This window comes from Halostagnicola alkaliphila (genome assembly GCF_055379965.1).
In genome coordinates, this window is record NZ_AP043826.1 from 3,186,333 (window position 1) to 3,204,745 (window position 18,413).

21 protein-coding genes are annotated in these 18,413 nt (G+C 61.7%); 13 read left to right on the forward strand and 8 right to left on the reverse strand.

From position 1 onward, the window contains the following. Window positions 1-45: 45 nt before the first annotated feature. Complete coding sequence (locus tag ACZ5C7_RS21340; RefSeq protein ID WP_464378268.1) at window positions 46-375, reverse strand: DUF3140 domain-containing protein; 330 nt, start codon at window positions 373-375, stop codon at window positions 46-48. 201 nt (window positions 376-576) lie between these two features. Here ACZ5C7_RS21340 and ACZ5C7_RS21345 point away from each other — a divergent pair, with 201 nt between their 5' ends. From ACZ5C7_RS21345 to ACZ5C7_RS21355, 3 genes are read left to right on the forward strand one after another with little or no spacing between them, the layout of a single operon-like run. Next, window positions 577-810, forward strand: a complete 234-nt coding sequence (locus ACZ5C7_RS21345; RefSeq protein WP_464378269.1) for a hypothetical protein — start codon at window positions 577-579, stop codon at window positions 808-810. Then, window positions 807-2,261, forward strand: coding sequence for a cytochrome ubiquinol oxidase subunit I (locus ACZ5C7_RS21350; protein ID WP_464378270.1), 1,455 nt, complete (start codon window positions 807-809; stop codon window positions 2,259-2,261). Before ACZ5C7_RS21345 ends, ACZ5C7_RS21350 begins: the two co-directional genes overlap by 4 nt. Next, window positions 2,254-3,228 (forward strand): cytochrome d ubiquinol oxidase subunit II, encoded by a 975-nt coding sequence (locus ACZ5C7_RS21355; protein WP_464378271.1) that lies wholly within the window; start codon window positions 2,254-2,256, stop codon window positions 3,226-3,228. The genes ACZ5C7_RS21350 and ACZ5C7_RS21355 overlap by 8 nt, the downstream gene beginning before the upstream one ends. Window positions 3,229-3,266: 38 nt before the next feature. Here the strand turns inward: ACZ5C7_RS21355 and ACZ5C7_RS21360 are convergent, their stop codons facing one another. Together ACZ5C7_RS21360 and ACZ5C7_RS21365 are read right to left on the reverse strand one after the other, a co-directional pair. Further along, the gene (locus tag ACZ5C7_RS21360; protein WP_464378272.1) at window positions 3,267-4,850 is read right to left on the reverse strand and encodes a sodium:solute symporter family protein; all 1,584 of its coding nucleotides are present in this window, start codon (window positions 4,848-4,850) and stop codon (window positions 3,267-3,269) included. Continuing rightward, window positions 4,847-5,116: a DUF3311 domain-containing protein gene (locus ACZ5C7_RS21365; RefSeq protein ID WP_464378273.1), complete on the reverse strand. Its 270-nt coding sequence runs from the start codon at window positions 5,114-5,116 to the stop codon at window positions 4,847-4,849. The genes ACZ5C7_RS21360 and ACZ5C7_RS21365 overlap by 4 nt, the downstream gene beginning before the upstream one ends. 178 nt (window positions 5,117-5,294) lie before the next feature. Between ACZ5C7_RS21365 and ACZ5C7_RS21370 the strand changes: the two genes are divergently transcribed. Both ACZ5C7_RS21370 and dnaG read left to right on the forward strand, forming a co-directional pair. Further along, window positions 5,295-6,236: an ArsR/SmtB family transcription factor gene (locus ACZ5C7_RS21370; protein ID WP_464378274.1), complete on the forward strand. Its 942-nt coding sequence runs from the start codon at window positions 5,295-5,297 to the stop codon at window positions 6,234-6,236. 176 nt (window positions 6,237-6,412) lie between these two features. Then, window positions 6,413-7,912, forward strand: a complete 1,500-nt coding sequence (dnaG, locus tag ACZ5C7_RS21375) for a DNA primase DnaG (RefSeq protein WP_464378275.1) — start codon at window positions 6,413-6,415, stop codon at window positions 7,910-7,912. 33 nt (window positions 7,913-7,945) lie between these two features. Here the strand turns inward: dnaG and ACZ5C7_RS21380 are convergent, their stop codons facing one another. Both ACZ5C7_RS21380 and ACZ5C7_RS21385 read right to left on the reverse strand, forming a co-directional pair. After that, the gene (locus tag ACZ5C7_RS21380; protein WP_464378276.1) at window positions 7,946-9,271 is read right to left on the reverse strand and encodes a DUF92 domain-containing protein; all 1,326 of its coding nucleotides are present in this window, start codon (window positions 9,269-9,271) and stop codon (window positions 7,946-7,948) included. Window positions 9,272-9,436: 165 nt separating this feature from the next. Then, window positions 9,437-9,757: a hypothetical protein gene (locus ACZ5C7_RS21385; protein ID WP_464378277.1), complete on the reverse strand. Its 321-nt coding sequence runs from the start codon at window positions 9,755-9,757 to the stop codon at window positions 9,437-9,439. Window positions 9,758-9,971: 214 nt separating this feature from the next. Between ACZ5C7_RS21385 and ACZ5C7_RS21390 the strand changes: the two genes are divergently transcribed. After that, window positions 9,972-10,577 (forward strand): undecaprenyl diphosphate synthase family protein, encoded by a 606-nt coding sequence (locus ACZ5C7_RS21390; protein ID WP_464378489.1) that lies wholly within the window; start codon window positions 9,972-9,974, stop codon window positions 10,575-10,577. A gap of 177 nt (window positions 10,578-10,754) precedes the next feature. Here the strand turns inward: ACZ5C7_RS21390 and ACZ5C7_RS21395 are convergent, their stop codons facing one another. Both ACZ5C7_RS21395 and uppS read right to left on the reverse strand, forming a co-directional pair. Further along, entirely contained in the window at window positions 10,755-10,985 is a 231-nt protein-coding gene (locus ACZ5C7_RS21395; RefSeq protein ID WP_464378278.1) for a hypothetical protein, read from the reverse strand. Window positions 10,986-11,090: 105 nt separating this feature from the next. After that, the gene (uppS, locus tag ACZ5C7_RS21400) at window positions 11,091-12,032 is read right to left on the reverse strand and encodes a polyprenyl diphosphate synthase (protein ID WP_464378279.1); all 942 of its coding nucleotides are present in this window, start codon (window positions 12,030-12,032) and stop codon (window positions 11,091-11,093) included. A 175-nt stretch (window positions 12,033-12,207) separates the two neighbouring features. Here uppS and ACZ5C7_RS21405 point away from each other — a divergent pair, with 175 nt between their 5' ends. From ACZ5C7_RS21405 to ACZ5C7_RS21435, 7 genes are all read left to right on the forward strand, one after another. Beyond that, complete coding sequence (locus tag ACZ5C7_RS21405; RefSeq protein ID WP_464378280.1) at window positions 12,208-12,612, forward strand: DUF5778 family protein; 405 nt, start codon at window positions 12,208-12,210, stop codon at window positions 12,610-12,612. 66 nt (window positions 12,613-12,678) lie between these two features. Next, a complete protein-coding gene (ahbB, locus tag ACZ5C7_RS21410) occupies window positions 12,679-13,791 on the forward strand; it encodes a siroheme decarboxylase subunit beta (protein ID WP_464378281.1) in 1,113 nt (370 codons plus the stop codon). 35 nt (window positions 13,792-13,826) lie between these two features. Continuing rightward, window positions 13,827-14,552 carry a precorrin-2 dehydrogenase/sirohydrochlorin ferrochelatase family protein gene (locus ACZ5C7_RS21415; protein ID WP_464378282.1) on the forward strand — a complete coding sequence of 242 codons (726 nt, stop codon included), beginning with the start codon at window positions 13,827-13,829 and terminating at the stop codon, window positions 14,550-14,552. After that, on the forward strand, window positions 14,552-15,883 hold the full coding sequence (gene hemA, locus ACZ5C7_RS21420) for a glutamyl-tRNA reductase (protein ID WP_464378283.1): 1,332 nt from the start codon (window positions 14,552-14,554) through the stop codon (window positions 15,881-15,883). The genes ACZ5C7_RS21415 and hemA overlap by 1 nt, the downstream gene beginning before the upstream one ends. A gap of 207 nt (window positions 15,884-16,090) precedes the next feature. Next, on the forward strand, window positions 16,091-16,372 hold the full coding sequence (locus tag ACZ5C7_RS21425) for a 4a-hydroxytetrahydrobiopterin dehydratase (RefSeq protein WP_464378284.1): 282 nt from the start codon (window positions 16,091-16,093) through the stop codon (window positions 16,370-16,372). Window positions 16,373-16,418: 46 nt separating this feature from the next. Further along, a complete protein-coding gene (lwrS, locus tag ACZ5C7_RS21430; RefSeq protein WP_464378285.1) occupies window positions 16,419-16,805 on the forward strand; it encodes an LWR-salt protein in 387 nt (128 codons plus the stop codon). Window positions 16,806-16,918: 113 nt separating this feature from the next. Continuing rightward, complete coding sequence (locus ACZ5C7_RS21435; protein ID WP_464378286.1) at window positions 16,919-17,548, forward strand: HAD family hydrolase; 630 nt, start codon at window positions 16,919-16,921, stop codon at window positions 17,546-17,548. A gap of 51 nt (window positions 17,549-17,599) precedes the next feature. Here the strand turns inward: ACZ5C7_RS21435 and ACZ5C7_RS21440 are convergent, their stop codons facing one another. Continuing rightward, window positions 17,600-18,256 carry a helix-turn-helix domain-containing protein gene (locus tag ACZ5C7_RS21440; protein WP_464378287.1) on the reverse strand — a complete coding sequence of 219 codons (657 nt, stop codon included), beginning with the start codon at window positions 18,254-18,256 and terminating at the stop codon, window positions 17,600-17,602. Window positions 18,257-18,413 lie beyond the last annotated feature (157 nt).

Genomic DNA, 18,413 nt, shown 5'->3' on the forward strand with positions numbered 1-18,413 from the left:
ACTTCGTCGGGGTCTTTATGAATCCCAGCAACTGGAGCGATGCGATCACCGCAAAGGGTCGTACGCCCAATTACGGAGGGAGACGACCCACTTTGACGGACAATCACCCGCGCCTTCTTCTGGGTTTTCGGGCCGCTGTGATTCCGAATTCATGCGGGAGATGAACGAGATCGCACGCTCTGCATCCTCGAGGTCGGTTTCGGTCCAGTCGTTTTTGTCCGTCTCGAGCAACCGAAGGTTCCGTTCGATCACCTCCTCCGGATCCTCGCTCGCCCGACGACTACAGTCGTCTTCCGCCCACGACTCGAGTTCCGCGGCGGACATGTTCACGGTTGCACTCCACTCCTCGTACACCGTATCGACGTCTGATGCCATACCGAAGAACGCACGGTCGGTGGTTCGATAATCTCGCTGCAATCGTGTGCAACGGGGATCCCGGAACGAACCGCTCACAGGAGACACTGCAAACGTATCAACAACCCCGAGTTGAGCCGCTACCCAACAAACCGTTCCGTCGATTTCCAGTGGTCGGGAATCGACTTGTCACTCATTCAAATCGCGGACATAATTCGACGCATGGGAGATCCGTGGTTCGAATCACCCGCCCGACCGGGTACTGTGACCGTCACCTTCAGGACCGATGTCGCGGCCAATCTCGGCCGCCAAACAGCCCTCCCTACCGCAGGTGAGTCCGATTCCGCGTCCGCCATCGGTCTCGACGATGACCCTGTCGCGTGGGGCGTGTTCGGCCTCGATACCACTCACGTCGGTGGATCCGACCCCAAGACCTCGACGCGGTGGTGGCGATGATCGAACTGGTCCTCGGAGCGGTCGATTCCGCGCCCGCGCTGATCGACCCCACCCTCTCGAGTCGGCTCCAGTTCGCCATCGCGATCACGATTCACATCCTATTCGCCTCGTTGTCGATCGGACTCGCGCCGTATCTCGTCTACTTTACCGTTCAGGAGGTCCGAACCGGCGAGGATCGGTATGGGAGACTCCGCGAGTTCTGGACGAAAATATTCGCCGTCGGCTTCGTGATGGGGACGGTCACGGGGATTCCGATGGGGTTTATGTTCGGCACGAACTTCTCGCAGTTCTCGACGGTCGCGGGCGAACTCATCGGCGGCCCGCTTTCGTTCGAGGCGAAGATGGCCTTTTTCCTCGAGGCGATCTTCCTCGGGGTTTTGCTCTTCGGCCGGGATCGGGTTTCGGGCTGGTTTTACGCGCTCTCGTCGTTTTTCGTCGCGCTCGGCGCGTGGCTCTCGGCGTTCTGGATTCTCGTTGTCAACTCGTGGATGCAGACGCCTCGAGGCTACGAGACCGTCACCAGCGACGGAACCGAGATCGTCCAGATGACCGATCCGCTCGCCGCCTTCTTCAATCCGCGATTCCCGTGGATGTTCGTTCACATGCAAAACGCGGCGATCATTTCGGTCACGCTGGTTATCGCGGGCGTCGCCGCGTACTTCGTCTGGCAAAACCGGAACTCGGAGGTCTGGAACACGGCACTCCGAGCCGCAGTAGTCGTGTTACTGCTCACGTCCATCTTTCAGGTCGTCCACGGAGACATGTACGGCCAACACGTCGCCGAAACCCAGCCCCAGAAGTTCGCCGCGATGGAAGCCCACTACGACACCGAACGCGGCGCTGATCTGCACATCATCGCGGTTCCGACGAGTCTGGACGCGCTGACGGATCCTCGAGCCGATAACCTGTATACGGTGAGCATCCCGTATCTCACGTCGTTCCTCGCGAGCGGGGGCGATCCGTCCGCGGAGGTGACCGGCCTGAACGACTTCGAGTACGACTCGCCGCCGGTCGCGATCGTGTTCTGGTCGTTCCGGATCATGGTCGGGCTCGGATTCTGGTTCGTCTTCCTGGGCGTCTGGGGCGCGTACAACCGGTGGCGAGGCAGTTTGCGCCACAGCCCCAAGTATCTCCTCGCGATGATGCTGTCGGCACCGCTGGGATTCGTCGCACTCGTCACCGGTTGGTACGTCACGGAGGTCGGCCGCCAGCCGTGGATCATCCAGGGAGTCCTCCAGACGAGCGACGGCGTTTCGCCGGCGTTGAGCGGGAACGAAGCGTTGCTAACGCTAGTCGGCGTCAGCGTCGGCTACCTCTTTTTGCTCGGACTCTTCCTCTACATCGGCAAGCGAATCGTCGCCGCCGAACGCGAGAAACTCGAGGAGCGATCCGACCCCGCCGACGAGGAAGCCGAGCGACCCGATCCGGCGGAGGTGATCACCGATGACTGAGCCGGCAATCGGGGCCGCGTACGTCGTCGAATGGCTTCCCGAGGCGTGGTTCTGGTTGCTCTTCGGCGTTCTCGCCGTCTACGTGGTGCTCGACGGATTCGACTTCGGGGTCGGGATCCTCTACGCCACTCGAGAGACCGAAAGCGATCGCGAGGCGCTCCACGCCGCTTTCGGCCCTATCTGGAAGGCCAACGAGGTCTGGTTCGTGCTGTTCGTCACGATCCTCTTCGCGGCGTACCCGAGCGTCTACGCGAACGTACTCTCCCGCCACTACCTGCTCGTCTTCCTCTTGCTTCTCGGATTGATCCTGCGAGGCGTGGGCGTCAAACTCCGGAAAGAACGCGACGACGTGCAGTGGAAGCGCTACTGCGATTACGCGTTCGTTTCGGGAAGCGTCCTGTCGCCGATCGTCCTCGGCGCGTTCGTCCTGCAGTGGGTGTTCGTCGACGTCCCGCTGAGCGTCGCGTTCGTCGGCGGCGTCGTCCTTCTCGTCCTCTGTCTCGTCCTCGGCGGGTCGTTCCTCGCGATCAAGACGGACGGCGAGCTCCGGACTGAAATGGTGACGTACACGACGAGAGCGACGCCGGTCTATGTCGCACTCTTCGCCGGCACCGGAGCCGTCCTGTACGCCGTCGGGAGCGCAACCCTCGAGGTCGTCGTCCTCGCGGCGGTCGCCACCGTCCTCTGCTCGCTCGGCGTCGTCGCGGGATCGCGTTTCGAAAACGATTACGTTGCGTTCGGCTCGGCGTCGGGACTGGCGGTCGTCTTCGTCAGCTTCCTCGCGATCGAACTGTACCCGATGATCGACCCGACGACGGGGCTGTCGATCCGCGACGCGATCGTCTCTCCGCACACGCTCCACGTCACGACGATCATGGCGGCGATCTTCCTCCCCGCGGTCGCACTCGGGTTCGTCATGCTGTACTCGGTCTTCGAAGGCGTCGCGGAGCCCGGAGAAGGCTACTGAGCCGACTGGCTCGAGAGGTTCTGGCTCGAGTTCGGGCCTTAATCCCCAGTCAGACCCTCGAAATACCGCGCTCTGCGCTCCTCGACGACCGAGGAGGTGGCCCACGAGACGACGACGGTCAGTACGAGCCCGAGGAGCATGCCGACGACGCCGGGTGTCCACCCGAGATACGTTCCCGGGAATAAAACAGTCACGAGCGTCGTCAGACCGGAACCGATCGCGGCCAGGTACTCACCGACGTAGGGGACGACCTGGCTCGCGCTGGTGATAACTTCGATCGCGCCGAGTATCGTTCCGACGAACAGACTCGAGAGGTAAAACAGCTGACTCCCGAGAACACCCGCAGTGAGGCCCGCTCGAGTCGTCCCGCGCCAGTAGAGGGCGACGATGACCGGCAGGGCGAGCTGAGCGAACCCGCCGAAGGCCGCGTCGCCGAGTTCGAACAGCGTCGCGGGGTTGTAAAGACTCGCGAGGAAGGTTGCGACGGCAAAACAGACGACGCCCACGCGGGCGATCAGATCTTCGCGCCGCTCGGAGAGGTCGGCCTCGACGAACGGTCGATAGAGGTCTCGAGTGAAGTACGACGAGCCGGAGAGCAACATCGAATCGGAGGAGGACATCATCGCAGCCATCGCGCCCGCGATGACCAAGGCGGCGAACCAGACCGCGGTGTACTCGCTCAAAATGACGGGAAGAATGTTCCCGCTCTCGCCCATCTCGAGGCCCAGCCCCTGCGCCCAGACGCCGAGCAAGAACGAGGGAACGAACAGCAGAACGCAGAGGATCGGCCAGAGCGCGAACGATCGTTTGATGACCCGCTTGGATCCCGCGACGAAAAAACGCTGGTTGACCTGCGGGAACATCGCGACGCCGAAGCCGATCGTGATCGCCGTCGAGAGCATCCACTGTGGCGTGTAGTCGGCGCTTCCGAGCGCGAGGAACTCCGACGTCTCCGGTGAGTTCTGGAGCGTTCCCGTCGCGGTCTCGAGACCGCCGACGGCGACGAGCACCCAGATCAGCGCGATCCAGGTCGTCACGAGCATGAACGCGCCCTGTAACGTATCCGTCCAGGCGATTCCGCGAAAACCTGCGACGACAACGTAGAGGATCATAAACAGCGTGATGAGCCCGGCACCCACCGCGTAGGAGACCGCACCTTCGGTCAGCGCCTCGAGGGCCGTGCCCGCGCCGACCTGCTGGAGCATGACGTACGGAAAGAGCCAAATCAGACTAATACCGGCGACGAGCCCGCGGAGCCGCCTCGAGGCGAACCGATCGCCGAGCATCTCCCCGAGGGTGACGTAGTCGTAGCGCTGGCCGAGAAGCCACTGTTTGTAGCCGATGACGTACCAGAGGATGGCGAAGATGATGCCGTCCATCAATCCCATGACGAGGATCCACTCCGGACCCCACCTGTAGGCCATGTTGGGTCCGGCGAAGAAGGTAAACGCCGAGAGTAGCGTTGCAAAGGTCGTAAACAGGAGGACGACCGTTCCGACCGTCCGACTCGCCAGGTAGAAATCCTCCGCCGTCCGCTCGGTTACCCGGTAGGCGAGAAGCCCGATCACCAGCGCGAGGAGCAGATAGCCGACGATGATCCCCAGTTGAATCGAAAGCGTCACGTCGAATCACTCCGCCCCTCGGAACCCGAGTCAATATCGTTGCCGGCCGGAGCGCCATCAACGTCGGTTTCGATCCCGATTCCCCACGCACGCTTCGTGAAGACCCAGAAGACGAGTGCGGTGAGAAACATCCAGCCAACGTGCCACCAGAGCCACAGCGGCAGGCCGGCGACGATCGTTTCGTTCCCCCAGAGAAACCACGGAATCGCGAACACGGCGAGAACGAGTCCCACGATACCCCACCCGACGAGTTCGGCGCGACCCATTTGTGCTCTCTCGAAGAGCGAGGTTGGTAATTGTTTCTATTCGATCGTAGATATCGAAGAGATATTTTTGTGCAATATTATACCCCGGTTACGTCGCGCGGTTTCCCAAGGTGAAATCAGGTTTTCAGGTAGGAAAAGGGGTATAACTGTCGGCGAGAGAACCTAATCTGAACCCACTATGGCCAGGCTGTTCCCCCTTCGATCCGACACTCCCTCGAGCGAGGGACAGCCGCGAGTCGTCGACCTCGAGGACGAGGACGCCGACGCCGTCTTCGGCGCGCTCTCGTCTTCGACGGCGCGCGAGATTTACTCGACGCTGGCCGACGAACCGGGAACCCCGAGCGATATCGCAGAGGCGGTCGACTCCTCGATTCAGAACGTTCGCTATCACCTCGAGAAACTCGAGGATGCGGGGCTCGTCGAAGTCGTCGACACCTGGTACTCCTCGCGCGGAAACGAGATGAGCGTCTACGCGACCGCCGACGGCCCCCTGATCGTCACGAGCGACGAGTCGACGGCGTCGAAGCTACGAACCGCCCTCTCGAGGTTTCTCGGCGGGATTGGTGCACTCGCCGCCGGCAGTTTGCTCGTCCAGTACGGCCTCCAGCAGTACGTTTCTTCGGGATTCCAACAGGACGATGCGGCGCCCGCCGCCGGAGACGCCGGCGACGGCGCTGGAGACGATGCCGAATCCGATGACGAGGGTGGTGCCGAAGACGGCGATGGGGACGACGCGGAGGCGGGTGACGGAGACGACGGAACGACCGACGCCGGGGACGATACCGAAGGTGAAACCGAGGACGCGGAATCCGACGATGTCAGCATTCAGCAAGAAGAACAAGACGACCCTGACGGAACTGGCGACCGGGCCGATGACGACGACGCGTCGACGGCGGACGAAGAGGGGGACGCGCCAGCCTCGGACGATGACGAGCGATACGGCGGCGAGGACATCGACAGTTCCGACGACGGCGGTATACTGGCGGACGTGTTCGGTGAAAACCCAGCCGAAACGACGGAAGCGGTACTCTCGAGCGTTCCGCCGGGGCTGCTCTTTTTCCTCGGCGGCGTCTCCGTGCTGACGGTCGTAACAGCGTACTGGTACTGGTCGACTTACTGAAAGACACAACATGAACCAAATTTCACCGGAACGGAAGGTTTGTGGGAGAATAACACGGATAGGCGACCAGACGTAGGCTGTGGCTCGAGGTCAACAACTATTTGCCATTGTCGGACATAATTTCAGGTAACGAGTCTCCGAGTCTCCGAACAGGTCTCTCGCGGGGCGGATCTCCAATGGAAGACACGTCGAAATATCTCATCCACGCAGACGTCACGGCCGAAGGGGTCGTCGAGCGTAGCGACGTCGTCGGTGCGATCTTCGGGCAAACCGAAGGGCTCCTCGGCGACGAGCTCGATCTTCGCGACCTCAGACAATCACAGAAAGTCGGTCGCATAGACGTCGAAATCGCGAGCACGAACGGCCAGTCACACGGCACGCTAACCATCGCGACAAGTCTCGACAAAGTCGAAACTGCGACGCTCGCGGCCTCACTCGAGACGATCACCCGAATCGGTCCGTGTCGATCCTCCCTCGAGATCACCGGGATCGAAGACGTCCGGGCGGCAAAGCGAAACGAAGTCGTCGACCGGGCGAAAGAACTGCTGCAAACGGGCTTCGACGACTCCGTGATGACCTCCGACGAAATTCTAACGGAGGTCCGCCAGCACATCCGCGTCGAAGATATCACGGAGTACGAGGGATTACCGGCCGGCCCGCGAGTCACGGACAGTGACGCGATTATCGTCGTCGAGGGCCGTTCGGATGTCCTCACGCTTCTCAAGTACGGCGTGAAAAACGCGATTGCGGTGGAAGGAACGAACATTCCGGAACCGGTCGCGGAACTCACTCACCACCGGACCGTCACGGCCTTCCTCGACGGCGACCGCGGCGGCGACCTTATTCTCGAGGAACTCACGCAAGTCGGCGAAGTCGACTACGTTACCTTCGCACCGGCCGATAAATCGGTCGAGGATCTCGACCATCATCAACTGTTCGCGGCGCTGCGGAACAAGGTCCCCTACGAAACCATCTCGGAACTGAACGAACCACAGGAGGCCGTCGCCGCGACTGACGGCAGCGCAAAGCCGTCGCCGCCGATGACGAGCACGACCGAAACGGCGCCACTCGAGGACACCGCCGGGCGAGCGAAAAACTCGAGTCGAGCGGCCGGCGCTTCGAGCGGTGTCGAATCCGAAAGCGGAATCGAGACTAGCACGACGGCACCCGACGGCGCTGGCTCGGCGAGAAGTGACGGAGCGGCTACGAAAGATCTCGGGGCGGAGGGAACCGAGACGGCAGGGAAAGACGCGTCGGGATCGGGTACGACGGCAGCCGGATCGACGGGACCCACTCAGAGCGGTTCGGTCGATACGGCCGGTGATCCGGAACCGTCCGGTGACTCGGAAACGTCCACCGACCCGAAAACCGTCTACGAACACGCAAACGAGGGGATCCGTGAGCGGACCGACAGCGTTCGATTCCTCGACGAAGACGGGGCCGTTCTCGAGAACACCGCCGCGAGCGAAGCGTACGAAGCGCTGGAAAGCCTCGAGGGCGAACCCGCAACGATCGTTCTCGACGCGATTCTGGGACAACGGCTCCTCGATCTCGCGACCGACGCGGGCGTCGATCGAATCGTCGCCCGCTCGTTCGGCCAGTTCACCAAGCGACCGACCGCAGTCCGGATCCACGCCATCGACGAAATCGCCGAGGAGCCGCCGGAACGGTCGTAGGAGACCACGGTTGAACGGTTCCAACTCTCGGTTTTAGCTGAGGGCCGCCAACGAAAGCACGAGTAACGCACAGAGGATCGCCCCGGAGAGCGTCGCCAGAAAGTTCACGCCCTGGTTGCCGAGCGAGGACCCCTCGAGCGTCGCGCCGAGGATACTGTCGACGATCATGCCGGCGAATCCCGCCGTCGCGATGATCGCCGCGCCGAGCAGGCCGACTTCGGCGAAAAAGCCGTAGGAGAGAACTGCGACGATGGTCGCACCGACGAATCCCGCAACGGTCCCCTGCCAGGTGATTCCGCCGTCGGTTCCGGGATCGACCGGCTCGAGCGTCGTGATCAACAGCGGTTTATCGAACACGCTTCCGATCTCACTCGAGAGGGTATCGCTCATCGCGGCCGCGACCGAGCCCGCGAAGGCGAAGAGAAACAGTTCGGGTTCGCGGGGGATCATACCGGCCGAACTCGCCGCGTAGGCGAGAACCGCTACTAATCCCACGGCGGCGTTGCCGAGCACGTTCCCGCTTCCTCGCGCACCGTCGTTCTCTTCGGCGACGCCGCGGGTTTCCTTTTCGTCGTATCGGAACTTCGTCGAAAGCCCGCCGATCGCAAAGAAGGAGATGAGGACGACGAACCAGCCGTACCCGCCGAGAACGATCGTCAGCAGGCCGAGCAAGACGCCGGTCAGCATTCCCGCGATCGACGCCGTCTCGAGCGCGTAGGAAACGTACCCGAGCGCGATCGTCACCGCGAGTGCGGCGAGGATTTCGACCGGGCCGATGGCCGTCTCGAGTTCGGCGAGCAACCAGAGGAGCAATCCGACCGAGAGCATGATTACCGGGTCGTCGTACAACAAAAGCACGTCTCGCAAGAGGGCGGCGAGCAGGACACCGCTCGCGGCCAGAAAGAGGACCGCAGGCAGTGCGGACTCGAGCGAATCGCCGAGGATGGTGAGCGTCGCAATCTGACCGATAACGCCGGCGACGGCACCGCCAACGCAGAACGCGGCGACGGATCGGACGCCGTGCTCGAATCGCTGTCGGGCGAGGCGCTCCGCGAGGTTCCCGTAGCCGACGAGGAAGATCGTTCCCACTAGCACGAAAACGGGCATCGAGAACGCCGTGGTAAACAAGCCGAGAATGCCCGCGCCGAAGACGAAGGCGATCACGCCGTAGAGACGACCGTCTTCGTAATCGTCGGGGTATGCGAGGAGATCGAACAGGCGGCCATCGGTGACGATGAGCGCGCCCAGAATCAACACCGCAGCGAGCAGGAGCGCGGGTTCCGGCCCGAAGAGCGGAAGGACGAGCGAAAGCGTCGAAAGCACTGCGAATGCGCCAGCTCGCCAGACGGGTGCTGTCACGGTACCCGACCCTTTCTGTGGGGTTTACTTTAAGCTTCCCGAACCAGCGTATGCAGTGAAATAAACTAGTAGAGCGGTTGCTTCTCGAGTTTTCGCTCGGGACGGACATCGTGACCCGTAGAACGAACGCCGGTCGATCGATTTGCTGGCAAACCGACGTCCGGGCTACTCAACCGAAAGGTAGCGGCGAACGAGAGGCGGGAATTGCCCCTCTGCGACGGTGTAGAGCCCGAAACCGAGTAGTGCGACGACGGTAACCGCGCCGGCAAGGATGAGGGATCCGGCGAGGAGGCTCTGGGTAAACGCCGAGACGATAGCCGAACCGAACAGGGCGCCGAGCGGAAGTGAGACGAGCAAAATTCCCAGAACGAGGACGGCCCGAAACACCGTTTCGACCAGCGTCTCGCTTTCGCGATCGTAATACGATAGGATGGCGGTATACCCACCGATTGCCAACACTGTGACGAGGACGTACGAGAGGACCATACAGAAACAGTCTGCTATACTAACATAGTGGTTTCGGGCGGCTCGAGTAGCGTTGTGGTATCTCCGTGCGAAATCCGACCCCACGGCCCAGAGTCGACAACCTATAGACTCACCATCGACGACCTCCCCTTCACCGTCGACGGCAGTCCGGAGTGTGAATCTGTCTGTGAACGATCCCGAAACGGGTATGGGTCTCGCAGAAAAACCAACGGCCGTGGGACTGTACGAACGGTACCTAACGCACAGGATCGGCCGCTACAAGGCCGACGGCCCCGATCACGTCGCGCTCGTCATCACGGAACGCGACCTCCTCGAGGAGGGGGCCTACGAGACGCTCACCGACTTCTTCGGGTGGGCGTTCGAGTACGCGAGCCGCGTGACGGTGTACGTCAGCGTCCTCGACGCGGCGGCAGTACCGACACTGCGCAGCGACCTCGAGACGGTCGAGACGCCCCGAGAAAGTGCAGTCCGCGGGCCGGACGATGAGAGACCGGCAGATGCGCCGATTCAGATCGGAATCGGACTCGGTGGCAAACACGAGTTTACCAGCGCTATTCGAACCCTCGCGACCAGCGTCGACGACGGCGAACTCGAGCCCGAGGAGATCGACGACGAGGCCGTCGAAGAACATCTGATATTTCCGTCCGAACCCGATCTCGTCATCAAGACCGGCGCCGAACGGCTCTCGGATTTCATGATCTGGCAGTCGGTCTATTCGGAGCTGTACTTTACCGACGTCAACTGGCGCGACTTCCGCAAGCGAGACTTCCTCCGTGCGGTTCGAGAGTTCCGCAATCGGTCGCGACGGTTCGGAGAGTAATCCGGACTACCGTAAGTCAGAACCGGCGCACCCGCAGGCGGGTCGCAGGTGCGGCGGTAAACAATTACAGCAGACCGTATAACCGTTATAGCAGACCGTATAACCCTTCAGATTTGGGGTTCGAAAAACGTGAAATCGGTGCTCGAGCCCGGGAGTTCGAAAAGCTGCGCCAAGCGATCAGTTCTTCGAGGGCGACTCGGAATCGAGTTCAACGTACGAACGAAACGTCAATAAGACGCCGATAGTCACCGACATAAACGAGCCGCCGATGAGCACGAAATCAACCGTTTCGTACTGCTCGGCGGCGTCACTCGGGTGCTGTAATACGCCGGTTACGAGGAGATATCCCAGTCCGGCGACGCCGAGGAGAATCGCCGCGAGTCCGATCGCGAAGAGTCGGCGGTCCATTCTGTCCGATCGTTTCGTGTGTTGGTGATTCAACGTTTCGACTCGAGCCCGAACAGTGGAACCCGGACACTCCGAATCGCCGCGAGTTCGAAGCCGACCCCTGATCTAGTCCGCCGCCTGCCGGCCCGTCTCGAGCCCCTCGAGATCCTCATCATCGCCCTCCTCGGGCTGTTCGCCGGTGGGGAGCGAGTCGCGGAACCGATCGACGACCGCTTTCGCCTCCGAGAGTTCGGGTTCGCTGACCGCGCCGAGAAGCGCGAGCGCACGGCGAGCGCGGGTGCGACGCCAGGAAGCCTCGCGGTGTTCGTAAGTGCGGATTCCCCGGAGGAAGTCGGGTTTCGAAAACTCCGGCCAATAGGGCGTACAGAAGAAAACCGCGGCCTCGTTACCGTTGGCGTGCCAGGGCAGGAAGTTCGAGGTTCGCTCGTCGCCGCCGGTTCTGATGATCAGATCGACGTCCCTGACGGACCGGTCGTAGAGTCGCGATTCGATCGTCTCGACGTCGATCTCTTCGGAATCAAGTTCGCCGTCGTCGACGTCTCGAGCGACGCTTCTGGCGGCACAGAGCAGTTCCGAACGGCCGCCGTAGGCGAGTGCGATGTTGAGGACGAACGAGTCGTAGCCGCGAGTCCGGTTCTCCGCGTAGTCGACCGATTCCCGAACCCGGTCCGGAAGCCGGTCTACGTCGCCGATAATGCGGATACAAACCTCGTTTTCGTGAACGCGGTCGGCGTCGGCGAACTCGTGAAGTTTCTTACAGAGGAGATCGAACAGTTCCTCGTTTTCCTCGTCGGGACGGTTGAAGTTCTCAGTCGAAAACGTATAGAGGGTAAGTTCCTCGACCCCAATATCCTGGCACCACTCGAGGACCTGTTCGGTCGTTTCCGCGCCGGCGCGGTGCCCGTCGGGTGCGTCGCCGCCTTGGCGTCGCGCGTAGCGTCTGTTACCGTCTTGAATAACGGCGACGTGGGTCGGAGCACCGGAGATTTCTCGAGAGAGAAGCTGCTCGTAAGCCCAGTCGACACGTCGGCGAAGCCACCGCTTCATCGTCTATTGTGACGAGACGAATCACTATGTGTCTTGTGTGGTAGTTGGAACCAATGATATGTGTAGAAACTATTATATGGGGTGGTCGAACGCTCGGAGAGAAAATCGGACGATCACGAGAGTACTGGACGTCGAACCGTGACGGCTATGAGTCCCCGGGGGCTCGTCTCCGTCAATGGCAGACGCGATCGACGACGACCTCTACCAGCGGACGAAGGCACTGCTCGAGCCCGGCGATATCGAACTCAACGCAACCGTCGTTCACACCGAGTACGACGGGCAAGAAGACGTAAAGATGATGCAGGCGACGATCGACGTCGGCGACATCATCGCCGAGCACGCGGGCCACGACCCGACCGACTGCTACGTCTACTCGGGGAACGACGACACCGACTTCTCCTCGAACCAGCATCAGGGACTGACCCTCGAGGACGAGGAGTTCGTCTGGGAGTGCCAACAGCTCCTGCGGAACGGAAGCTTCGATATTGTCATCTACTACGAGGCGACCGCGGATCACGAGGCGATCCTCGAGGACGTTCGCGACCTCGGGTTCGACGTGACCGGCGTCGAAGGCGACTAGCTTCGTTGCCAACGGATCGACTGCAGTCCCGATTCGCTTATGTGACGCGACTCCTGACGAACCAACATGAACGCGGCTTCGGGCGTCGATCTGACGGAGTACGAACGCGCTATCGTGAACGCGTTTCAGGGCGGGTTTCCGGTCACGGAACGACCGTTCGAGCCGGCCGCGAACGCGATGAGTGAACGAGGCGTCGATATCACCGCCGACGAACTGCTCGAGACGATTCGAGACCTAGACGAGCGCGGCGTGCTCTCGCGGTTCGGACCGCTGGTCAACGCCCAGGAGATCGGCGGCGCGGCGACGCTCGTTGCGATGCACGCTCCGGAAGATCGGTTCGAAGAGGTCGTCGAGGCCGTCAACGATCACCGCGAGGTCGCCCACAACTACCGACGCGAGCATCCGCACCTCAACGTGTGGTTTGTCGTTAGTGTTGCCGACGAGGACCGTGTGGAGGAGGTGCTCTCCGAAATCGAAGCCGAAACCGGGCAGGAGACCTACAACCTCCCGAAACAACAGGAGTTCCGCGTCGAAGCGAAGTTCTACGTCGACGGACCGTTCGGCACGAGTGCAGACGACTCGAGCGAGACAGCCGCGAATACCGCATCCGCGGGTGTCAACTGCTCCGAACTCGGTCCCGACGTGACGCCAACCGATCGGGAAACGCTTTCGCCAGATGAACGGGATCTGCTCCTCGAGGTACAAGACGGCCTCCCACTCACGGAAACGCCGTACGCCGATGTGGCCGAAACAATTGGCCAGGAGACGTGCTGGGTGCTCGAGACGGTCAAACGGTTCGACCTCGAGGGGAAGATACGCCGAATCGGCGTGGTTCCGAACCACTACAAACTGGGTTACACGGAAAACGGGATGACCGTCTGGGACGTACCGGACGACCTCGTTTCGACCGTCGGTCCCGAAGTGGCGAGCCTGTCGTTCGTCACCCACTGTTACGAACGGCCACGCCACGACGACGTCTGGCCGTACAACTTCTTCGCGATGACCCACGGTCGAAGCGAAGCGGAGAGCCAACGCCGAATCGAACAGGTCAGGGAGACGATGAGCGAACACTGGGCGGTCGAGGAGGACGACTGGGATTCCCTGTTTTCGACGGAGATCCTCAAAAAGACCGGCATTCGGCTGGCCGAACGCGCAGACGCGAACACGACGACCCAGTAGGCAACGCGCGAAAACAGTTACCAACCCACATATCGATGATTCCACTGTTACACGACTTTACGAACGCTCCCGTACTCGTTTTCGGCGGCGGACCCGTCGGGGCGCGCAAATCCCGTCGGTTCGCCAGAGAAGCCGACGTTACCGTCGTGAGTCCCGAATTCGTCGACGAATCGTTTAGAGGCTCGCACGAAGAGGCCGACGGAGGGATCGACGACGAAATTAGGTGCCAGAGCGACGACGACACGACAGGGAGTGTCGAACTGGTCCGCGCCGCACCGGAGCCCGACGAGATCGAGGAGTGGCTCAAGCGGGTCGACCCCGCCTTAGTCGTCGCCGCGACCGACGACGAGACCGTCAACGAAGCCGTCGTCGAGATGGCCCGCGACCGGGGGATTCTGGTCAACCGAGCGGACCGCTCCGGCGAGCGCGAACCCGGAAGCGTGGTCGTCCCCGCGACGGTTCGAGACGATCAGGTCGTCGTCTCGATTTCGACGGGTGGAACCGCACCCGTCCTGAGCAAGTATCTCCGGCAAGAGCTGGAGGGGACGCTCAAGGGTGCAAGCGAGATGGCGACCGTCCTCGGCGAGTTGCGAGCAGAACTCAAAGCTCGGGAGGTTCCGGCCGACCGACGACGAACCATCGTCTCGAACGTCGTCAATTCTTCGTCCACTTGGACAGCTTTACGTACTGGCACTTCGAACTATGGGCAAGTGATTGAGGACGTGCTGGACGAGGAATGCGCAACAGGAGGTGAGCCGTGATGATGCCGGCAGGTGTCGTCACCGGCGCACGAGTAACCCACGAAAGCGGGACCGTCGACGATCTTGCAACGGCAAGTCCCGAGAGCCAACGCTCCAGTGTCGCCGATTTTCTCTCGATACCGGAGGTCGAAGAGGCGATCGTTCTCTCGACCTGTAACCGCGTCGAGGCCTACGTCGTCACGGGAGACAGCGCAGTCGGCCAGGCGACACTCGAGGAATTCTTCAGCGAAACCGACGAGGACGCGCTCGTCAGGACGGACCACGAGGAAAGTCTCAAACATCTGCTTCGAGTCTCGACCGGCCTCGAGTCGGTCGTCCTCGGCGAGGACCAGATCATCGGACAGGTTCGGACGGCCTACGAGGACGCCCGAACCGCCGGCGGCATCGGTCCCCTCCTCGAGATGGCCGTGACGAAGGCGATTCACGTCGGCGAACGCGCGCGAACGGAGACGAAGATCAACGAAGGCGTCGTCTCGCTGGGCTCGGCGGCGGCCAGACTCGCGACCAGAGAGCGCTCGCTCGACGGAACGACCGCGCTCGTGGTCGGAGCCGGTGAGATGGGACAACTCGCCGCCCGGAGCCTCGCAGAAACCGGCATTGCGGAACTCGTCGTCGCGAACCGGACCGTTTCCCACGCGGAGCACCTGCTCGAAGAAATCGACATCGACGGGCGCGCCGTCCCCCTCGGTTCGCTCGAGACCGTCACCGAACGAGCGACCGTCGTCGTTACCGCGACCAGCAGCGACGATCCGATCCTCGGGAGAGAACAGCTCGGCGATCGAGACCAGATCGTCGTCGACCTCGGACAGCCACGCGACGTCCGTCCCGAGGCGAGCGCACACGAGTCGGTGACGGTCTTCGATCTCGACGACCTCGAGACCGTGACCGAGCGAACCCGCGACCAGCGCGCCGAGGCCGCCTCGGCGGTCGAGGCGATGATCGAGCGAGAGTTCGACCACCTCCGGAGTCAGTACAAGCGAGCTCGCGCCGACGACGTGATCGGGACGATGTACGAGTCCGCAGAGCGGATCAAGGCCCGAGAACTCGAGACGGCCGTCTCGAGACTCGAGGACGAGGACGGAGAGGGGCTAAGCGACGAGCAGCGTGAGATCATCGAATCGATGGCCGATTCGCTGGTGAGCCAACTACTTGCGCCCCCGACCAAGAGCCTTCGAGCGGCCGCCGAAGAGGACGACTGGCGCACGATCAACACCGCATTAGGGCTGTTCGACCCCGACTTTGGATCGGGCGAACGAGAACACGACGGGACGCCACAATCCCTGTTCGGGAACGCCCCTCCGGAAGCGGTCGGGGCAGCGGACGACGACTGATACGGATTACTGTACCGATTTACCGGTGGTGAGTCGAACCGTGTGAGACGAGTCTCGGTGGAGGAGCGAAGCGAGTCAACCGTTGCAACCGCGTTCAGTCCTGCGGTTGTGCCGGAAATGACTTACAGTAAACCGTATGAACGGTTTTTTCCTTCCGCTCGTCGGGTTGGCACAACCATTATTTAACTGCGTTCCGTCTCATCACCTATGGCCGACCTCCTATCCGACGATGAGATCAGCGAACAACTCCCCGAGGAGTGGGATCGCGAGGACGACGAAATCGTCCGCGTCTACGAGTTCGACGACTACCTCGACGGCGTCAGCGCCGCCCAGATGGTCGGCGAAATCGCCGAATCGCAGTTCCACCACCCCGAGATCATCATCAGGTACGAGGAACTCGAGGTGCGGTTGACGAGCCACGAGGAGGGCGGAATCACGGACGCGGATATCGAGATGGCCGAACTGATCGAATCCGAACAGTCGGCGTGAGTTAGTCGAGGAGACGACCACTGCAATCCGGACCGAGAATCAACGGATGAACGCCAACTACATCTTCCGCGTTCGACTCCGCCTCGAACCCGACCGGTCCGACGTCTCACTCGAACCGTCGACGGTCGAGGCGATGCTATCGCTCGAAGCTCCGGAGCCAGGAACCGACGGCTGGCGCTTTTTTCGAGACGCGCTCTGGCGCGGCGAACTCTCGGATCAGAAATACGGACGCCAACTCGCCGAGGAGTGGCTCGAGCGACCGGTCGAAGTCGAGAGCGTAGCCTTCCGCGAACTGCAGACCGACGAGGCCTATTTCGAGGCGCTGAAAGAGGAAATCGCAGCGGACCTCGAGGCGTTCAAGGCCGAGAACGTCTCGGAAGTCCTTTCGAAGTACCTCGGCTCGAGTATCCGAGTCGAGGAGATCGATTCGTGACCGCTCGAGACGCGGGTACACCAGTTCACCGCTATCGAACTGCACGTGAGTTTTCCGACCAGTCCGTGCGTGCGACAAACTCTTACTCGAGAGTCTCGTAGGACACCGTCCAGATGGTCTCCGAATACGATTTCTGGCTGCTCGATCTCGACGGGACGCTGGTCGACGTGGAGTGGTCCTACACCCGCGACGTCTTCGATCGCGTCGGCGATAGCATCGGCCGCGAGTTTACCGACAAAGAGGCGGACATCATCTGGAGCGGGCTGACCGGCTCTCGCGATCGACAGCTGATGGAGTGGGGGATCGAACCGACGGCGTTCTGGCAGGCGTTCCACGCCGAGGAAGATCCGCTCGTCCGGGCCGAGCAGACCTACCTCCACGAGGACGCCGAGTTCGTCGCCGAACTCGAGGAACCGGTAGGCCTGGTCACGCACTGTCAGGAGTTTCTCGCCGAACCGGTCCTCGAACACGTGGGGATCGCGGACTGGTTCGACACGACCCTCAGTTGCACCGAACAAACGGGGTGGAAACCGGACCCGACGCCGGTCGAACAAGTTATGAACGAGCTCGGGGTCGCGAAAAACGGCCACCAGGGAGTCCTCGCGGGCGACGGCGCGAACGACGTGGGCGCGGCCTGGAACGCCGGGCTCGACGCGATTCACGTCGAACGCGTCGGCCACGACCGGCGCGGACAGTGCGTGCTAGGTGACTATCGAGTCCAGTCGTTCGACGAACTGTTTTGATACTCGATCGGTGTTCCTACCCTGATTCTGCTCGGACTCTCCCCCGATCGGTCACTGATTCGAGGTTGGCGGCTCGCCCGCGGGCTGAAGTTCTTCGTTGACCAGCGTCTCGTAGGCCCGTCGCAATCGTTCGGAGAGCGCCTGATGGGAGATATCCAACGTTTCGGCGAGTTCTTCCATCGAAATCTGGCGGGGAATCTCGAAGTACCCCTCCTCGAGTGCAGCCTCGAGCGCCTCCTGTTGTTCCGGCGTGAGTCGGGTGTCCCGCGTCGTTTCCGAGGTGACATCGGTTACCCGTCGCAAGTCGGCGGTAACGTCCTCCTCGAGGAGCCGATCTCTGATCGCCCAGAGGTCGTCCCGATCCTGTACGCGAACTCTGGCTTGCCACCAGCCGTCGACCCCCCAGACTGCCAGTAGCGAGCAACTCGCCTCGAGAAATTCGTCGGATAATATGGGTTCCGTTCCGGCGAAGGTGACGTCGTAGAGGAGTCGGTCTCCCGCCGTGACGAGGTGCTCGAACCGTTCGACAGCCGGATCGGCGTCGAACGCCCCTTCGATATTTGCGGGATCGGTTCCGATAACCCACAAACAAGGACGGTTCTGCGAGACGGATGACTCGAGCTCGAAGCGAACGTCTGGGACTCGTTCGAACGTGTTTGCGAGCATCGTCTCCGTCGCTGGGAAACGGAACTCGGCAATCGTCGACATCACTACTGGTACAGCAGAGAGCGGTAAAACTCCTATTCCGAACGCACTGACAGTCTTCTGGAACGGTTTTCGGCGATACTGTGAACGACACCGAACACGAACTGTTCAGACTGGGGATGTAGTTCGACCAGCGTCGAATCCGTCCCTGAGCAGTTCG

Excerpts from the sequence above, each read along its gene's own strand:
- ACZ5C7_RS21340 (WP_464378268.1), bottom strand. The coding sequence starts at position 375 with ATGGCATCAGACGTCGATACGGTGTACGAGGAGTGGAGTGCAACCGTG.
- ACZ5C7_RS21345 (WP_464378269.1), top strand. The coding sequence starts at position 577 with ATGGGAGATCCGTGGTTCGAATCACCCGCCCGACCGGGTACTGTGACC.
- ACZ5C7_RS21350 (WP_464378270.1), top strand. The coding sequence starts at position 807 with ATGATCGAACTGGTCCTCGGAGCGGTCGATTCCGCGCCCGCGCTGATC.
- ACZ5C7_RS21355 (WP_464378271.1), top strand. The coding sequence starts at position 2,254 with ATGACTGAGCCGGCAATCGGGGCCGCGTACGTCGTCGAATGGCTTCCC.
- ACZ5C7_RS21365 (WP_464378273.1), bottom strand. The coding sequence starts at position 5,116 with ATGGGTCGCGCCGAACTCGTCGGGTGGGGTATCGTGGGACTCGTTCTC.
- ACZ5C7_RS21370 (WP_464378274.1), top strand. The coding sequence starts at position 5,295 with ATGGCCAGGCTGTTCCCCCTTCGATCCGACACTCCCTCGAGCGAGGGA.
- dnaG (WP_464378275.1), top strand. The coding sequence starts at position 6,413 with ATGGAAGACACGTCGAAATATCTCATCCACGCAGACGTCACGGCCGAA.
- ACZ5C7_RS21385 (WP_464378277.1), bottom strand. The coding sequence starts at position 9,757 with ATGGTCCTCTCGTACGTCCTCGTCACAGTGTTGGCAATCGGTGGGTAT.
- ACZ5C7_RS21395 (WP_464378278.1), bottom strand. The coding sequence starts at position 10,985 with ATGGACCGCCGACTCTTCGCGATCGGACTCGCGGCGATTCTCCTCGGC.
- uppS (WP_464378279.1), bottom strand. The coding sequence starts at position 12,032 with ATGAAGCGGTGGCTTCGCCGACGTGTCGACTGGGCTTACGAGCAGCTT.
- ACZ5C7_RS21405 (WP_464378280.1), top strand. The coding sequence starts at position 12,208 with ATGGCAGACGCGATCGACGACGACCTCTACCAGCGGACGAAGGCACTG.
- ahbB (WP_464378281.1), top strand. The coding sequence starts at position 12,679 with ATGAACGCGGCTTCGGGCGTCGATCTGACGGAGTACGAACGCGCTATC.
- ACZ5C7_RS21415 (WP_464378282.1), top strand. The coding sequence starts at position 13,827 with ATGATTCCACTGTTACACGACTTTACGAACGCTCCCGTACTCGTTTTC.
- hemA (WP_464378283.1), top strand. The coding sequence starts at position 14,552 with ATGATGCCGGCAGGTGTCGTCACCGGCGCACGAGTAACCCACGAAAGC.
- ACZ5C7_RS21425 (WP_464378284.1), top strand. The coding sequence starts at position 16,091 with ATGGCCGACCTCCTATCCGACGATGAGATCAGCGAACAACTCCCCGAG.
- lwrS (WP_464378285.1), top strand. The coding sequence starts at position 16,419 with ATGAACGCCAACTACATCTTCCGCGTTCGACTCCGCCTCGAACCCGAC.
- ACZ5C7_RS21435 (WP_464378286.1), top strand. The coding sequence starts at position 16,919 with ATGGTCTCCGAATACGATTTCTGGCTGCTCGATCTCGACGGGACGCTG.
- ACZ5C7_RS21440 (WP_464378287.1), bottom strand. The coding sequence starts at position 18,256 with ATGTCGACGATTGCCGAGTTCCGTTTCCCAGCGACGGAGACGATGCTC.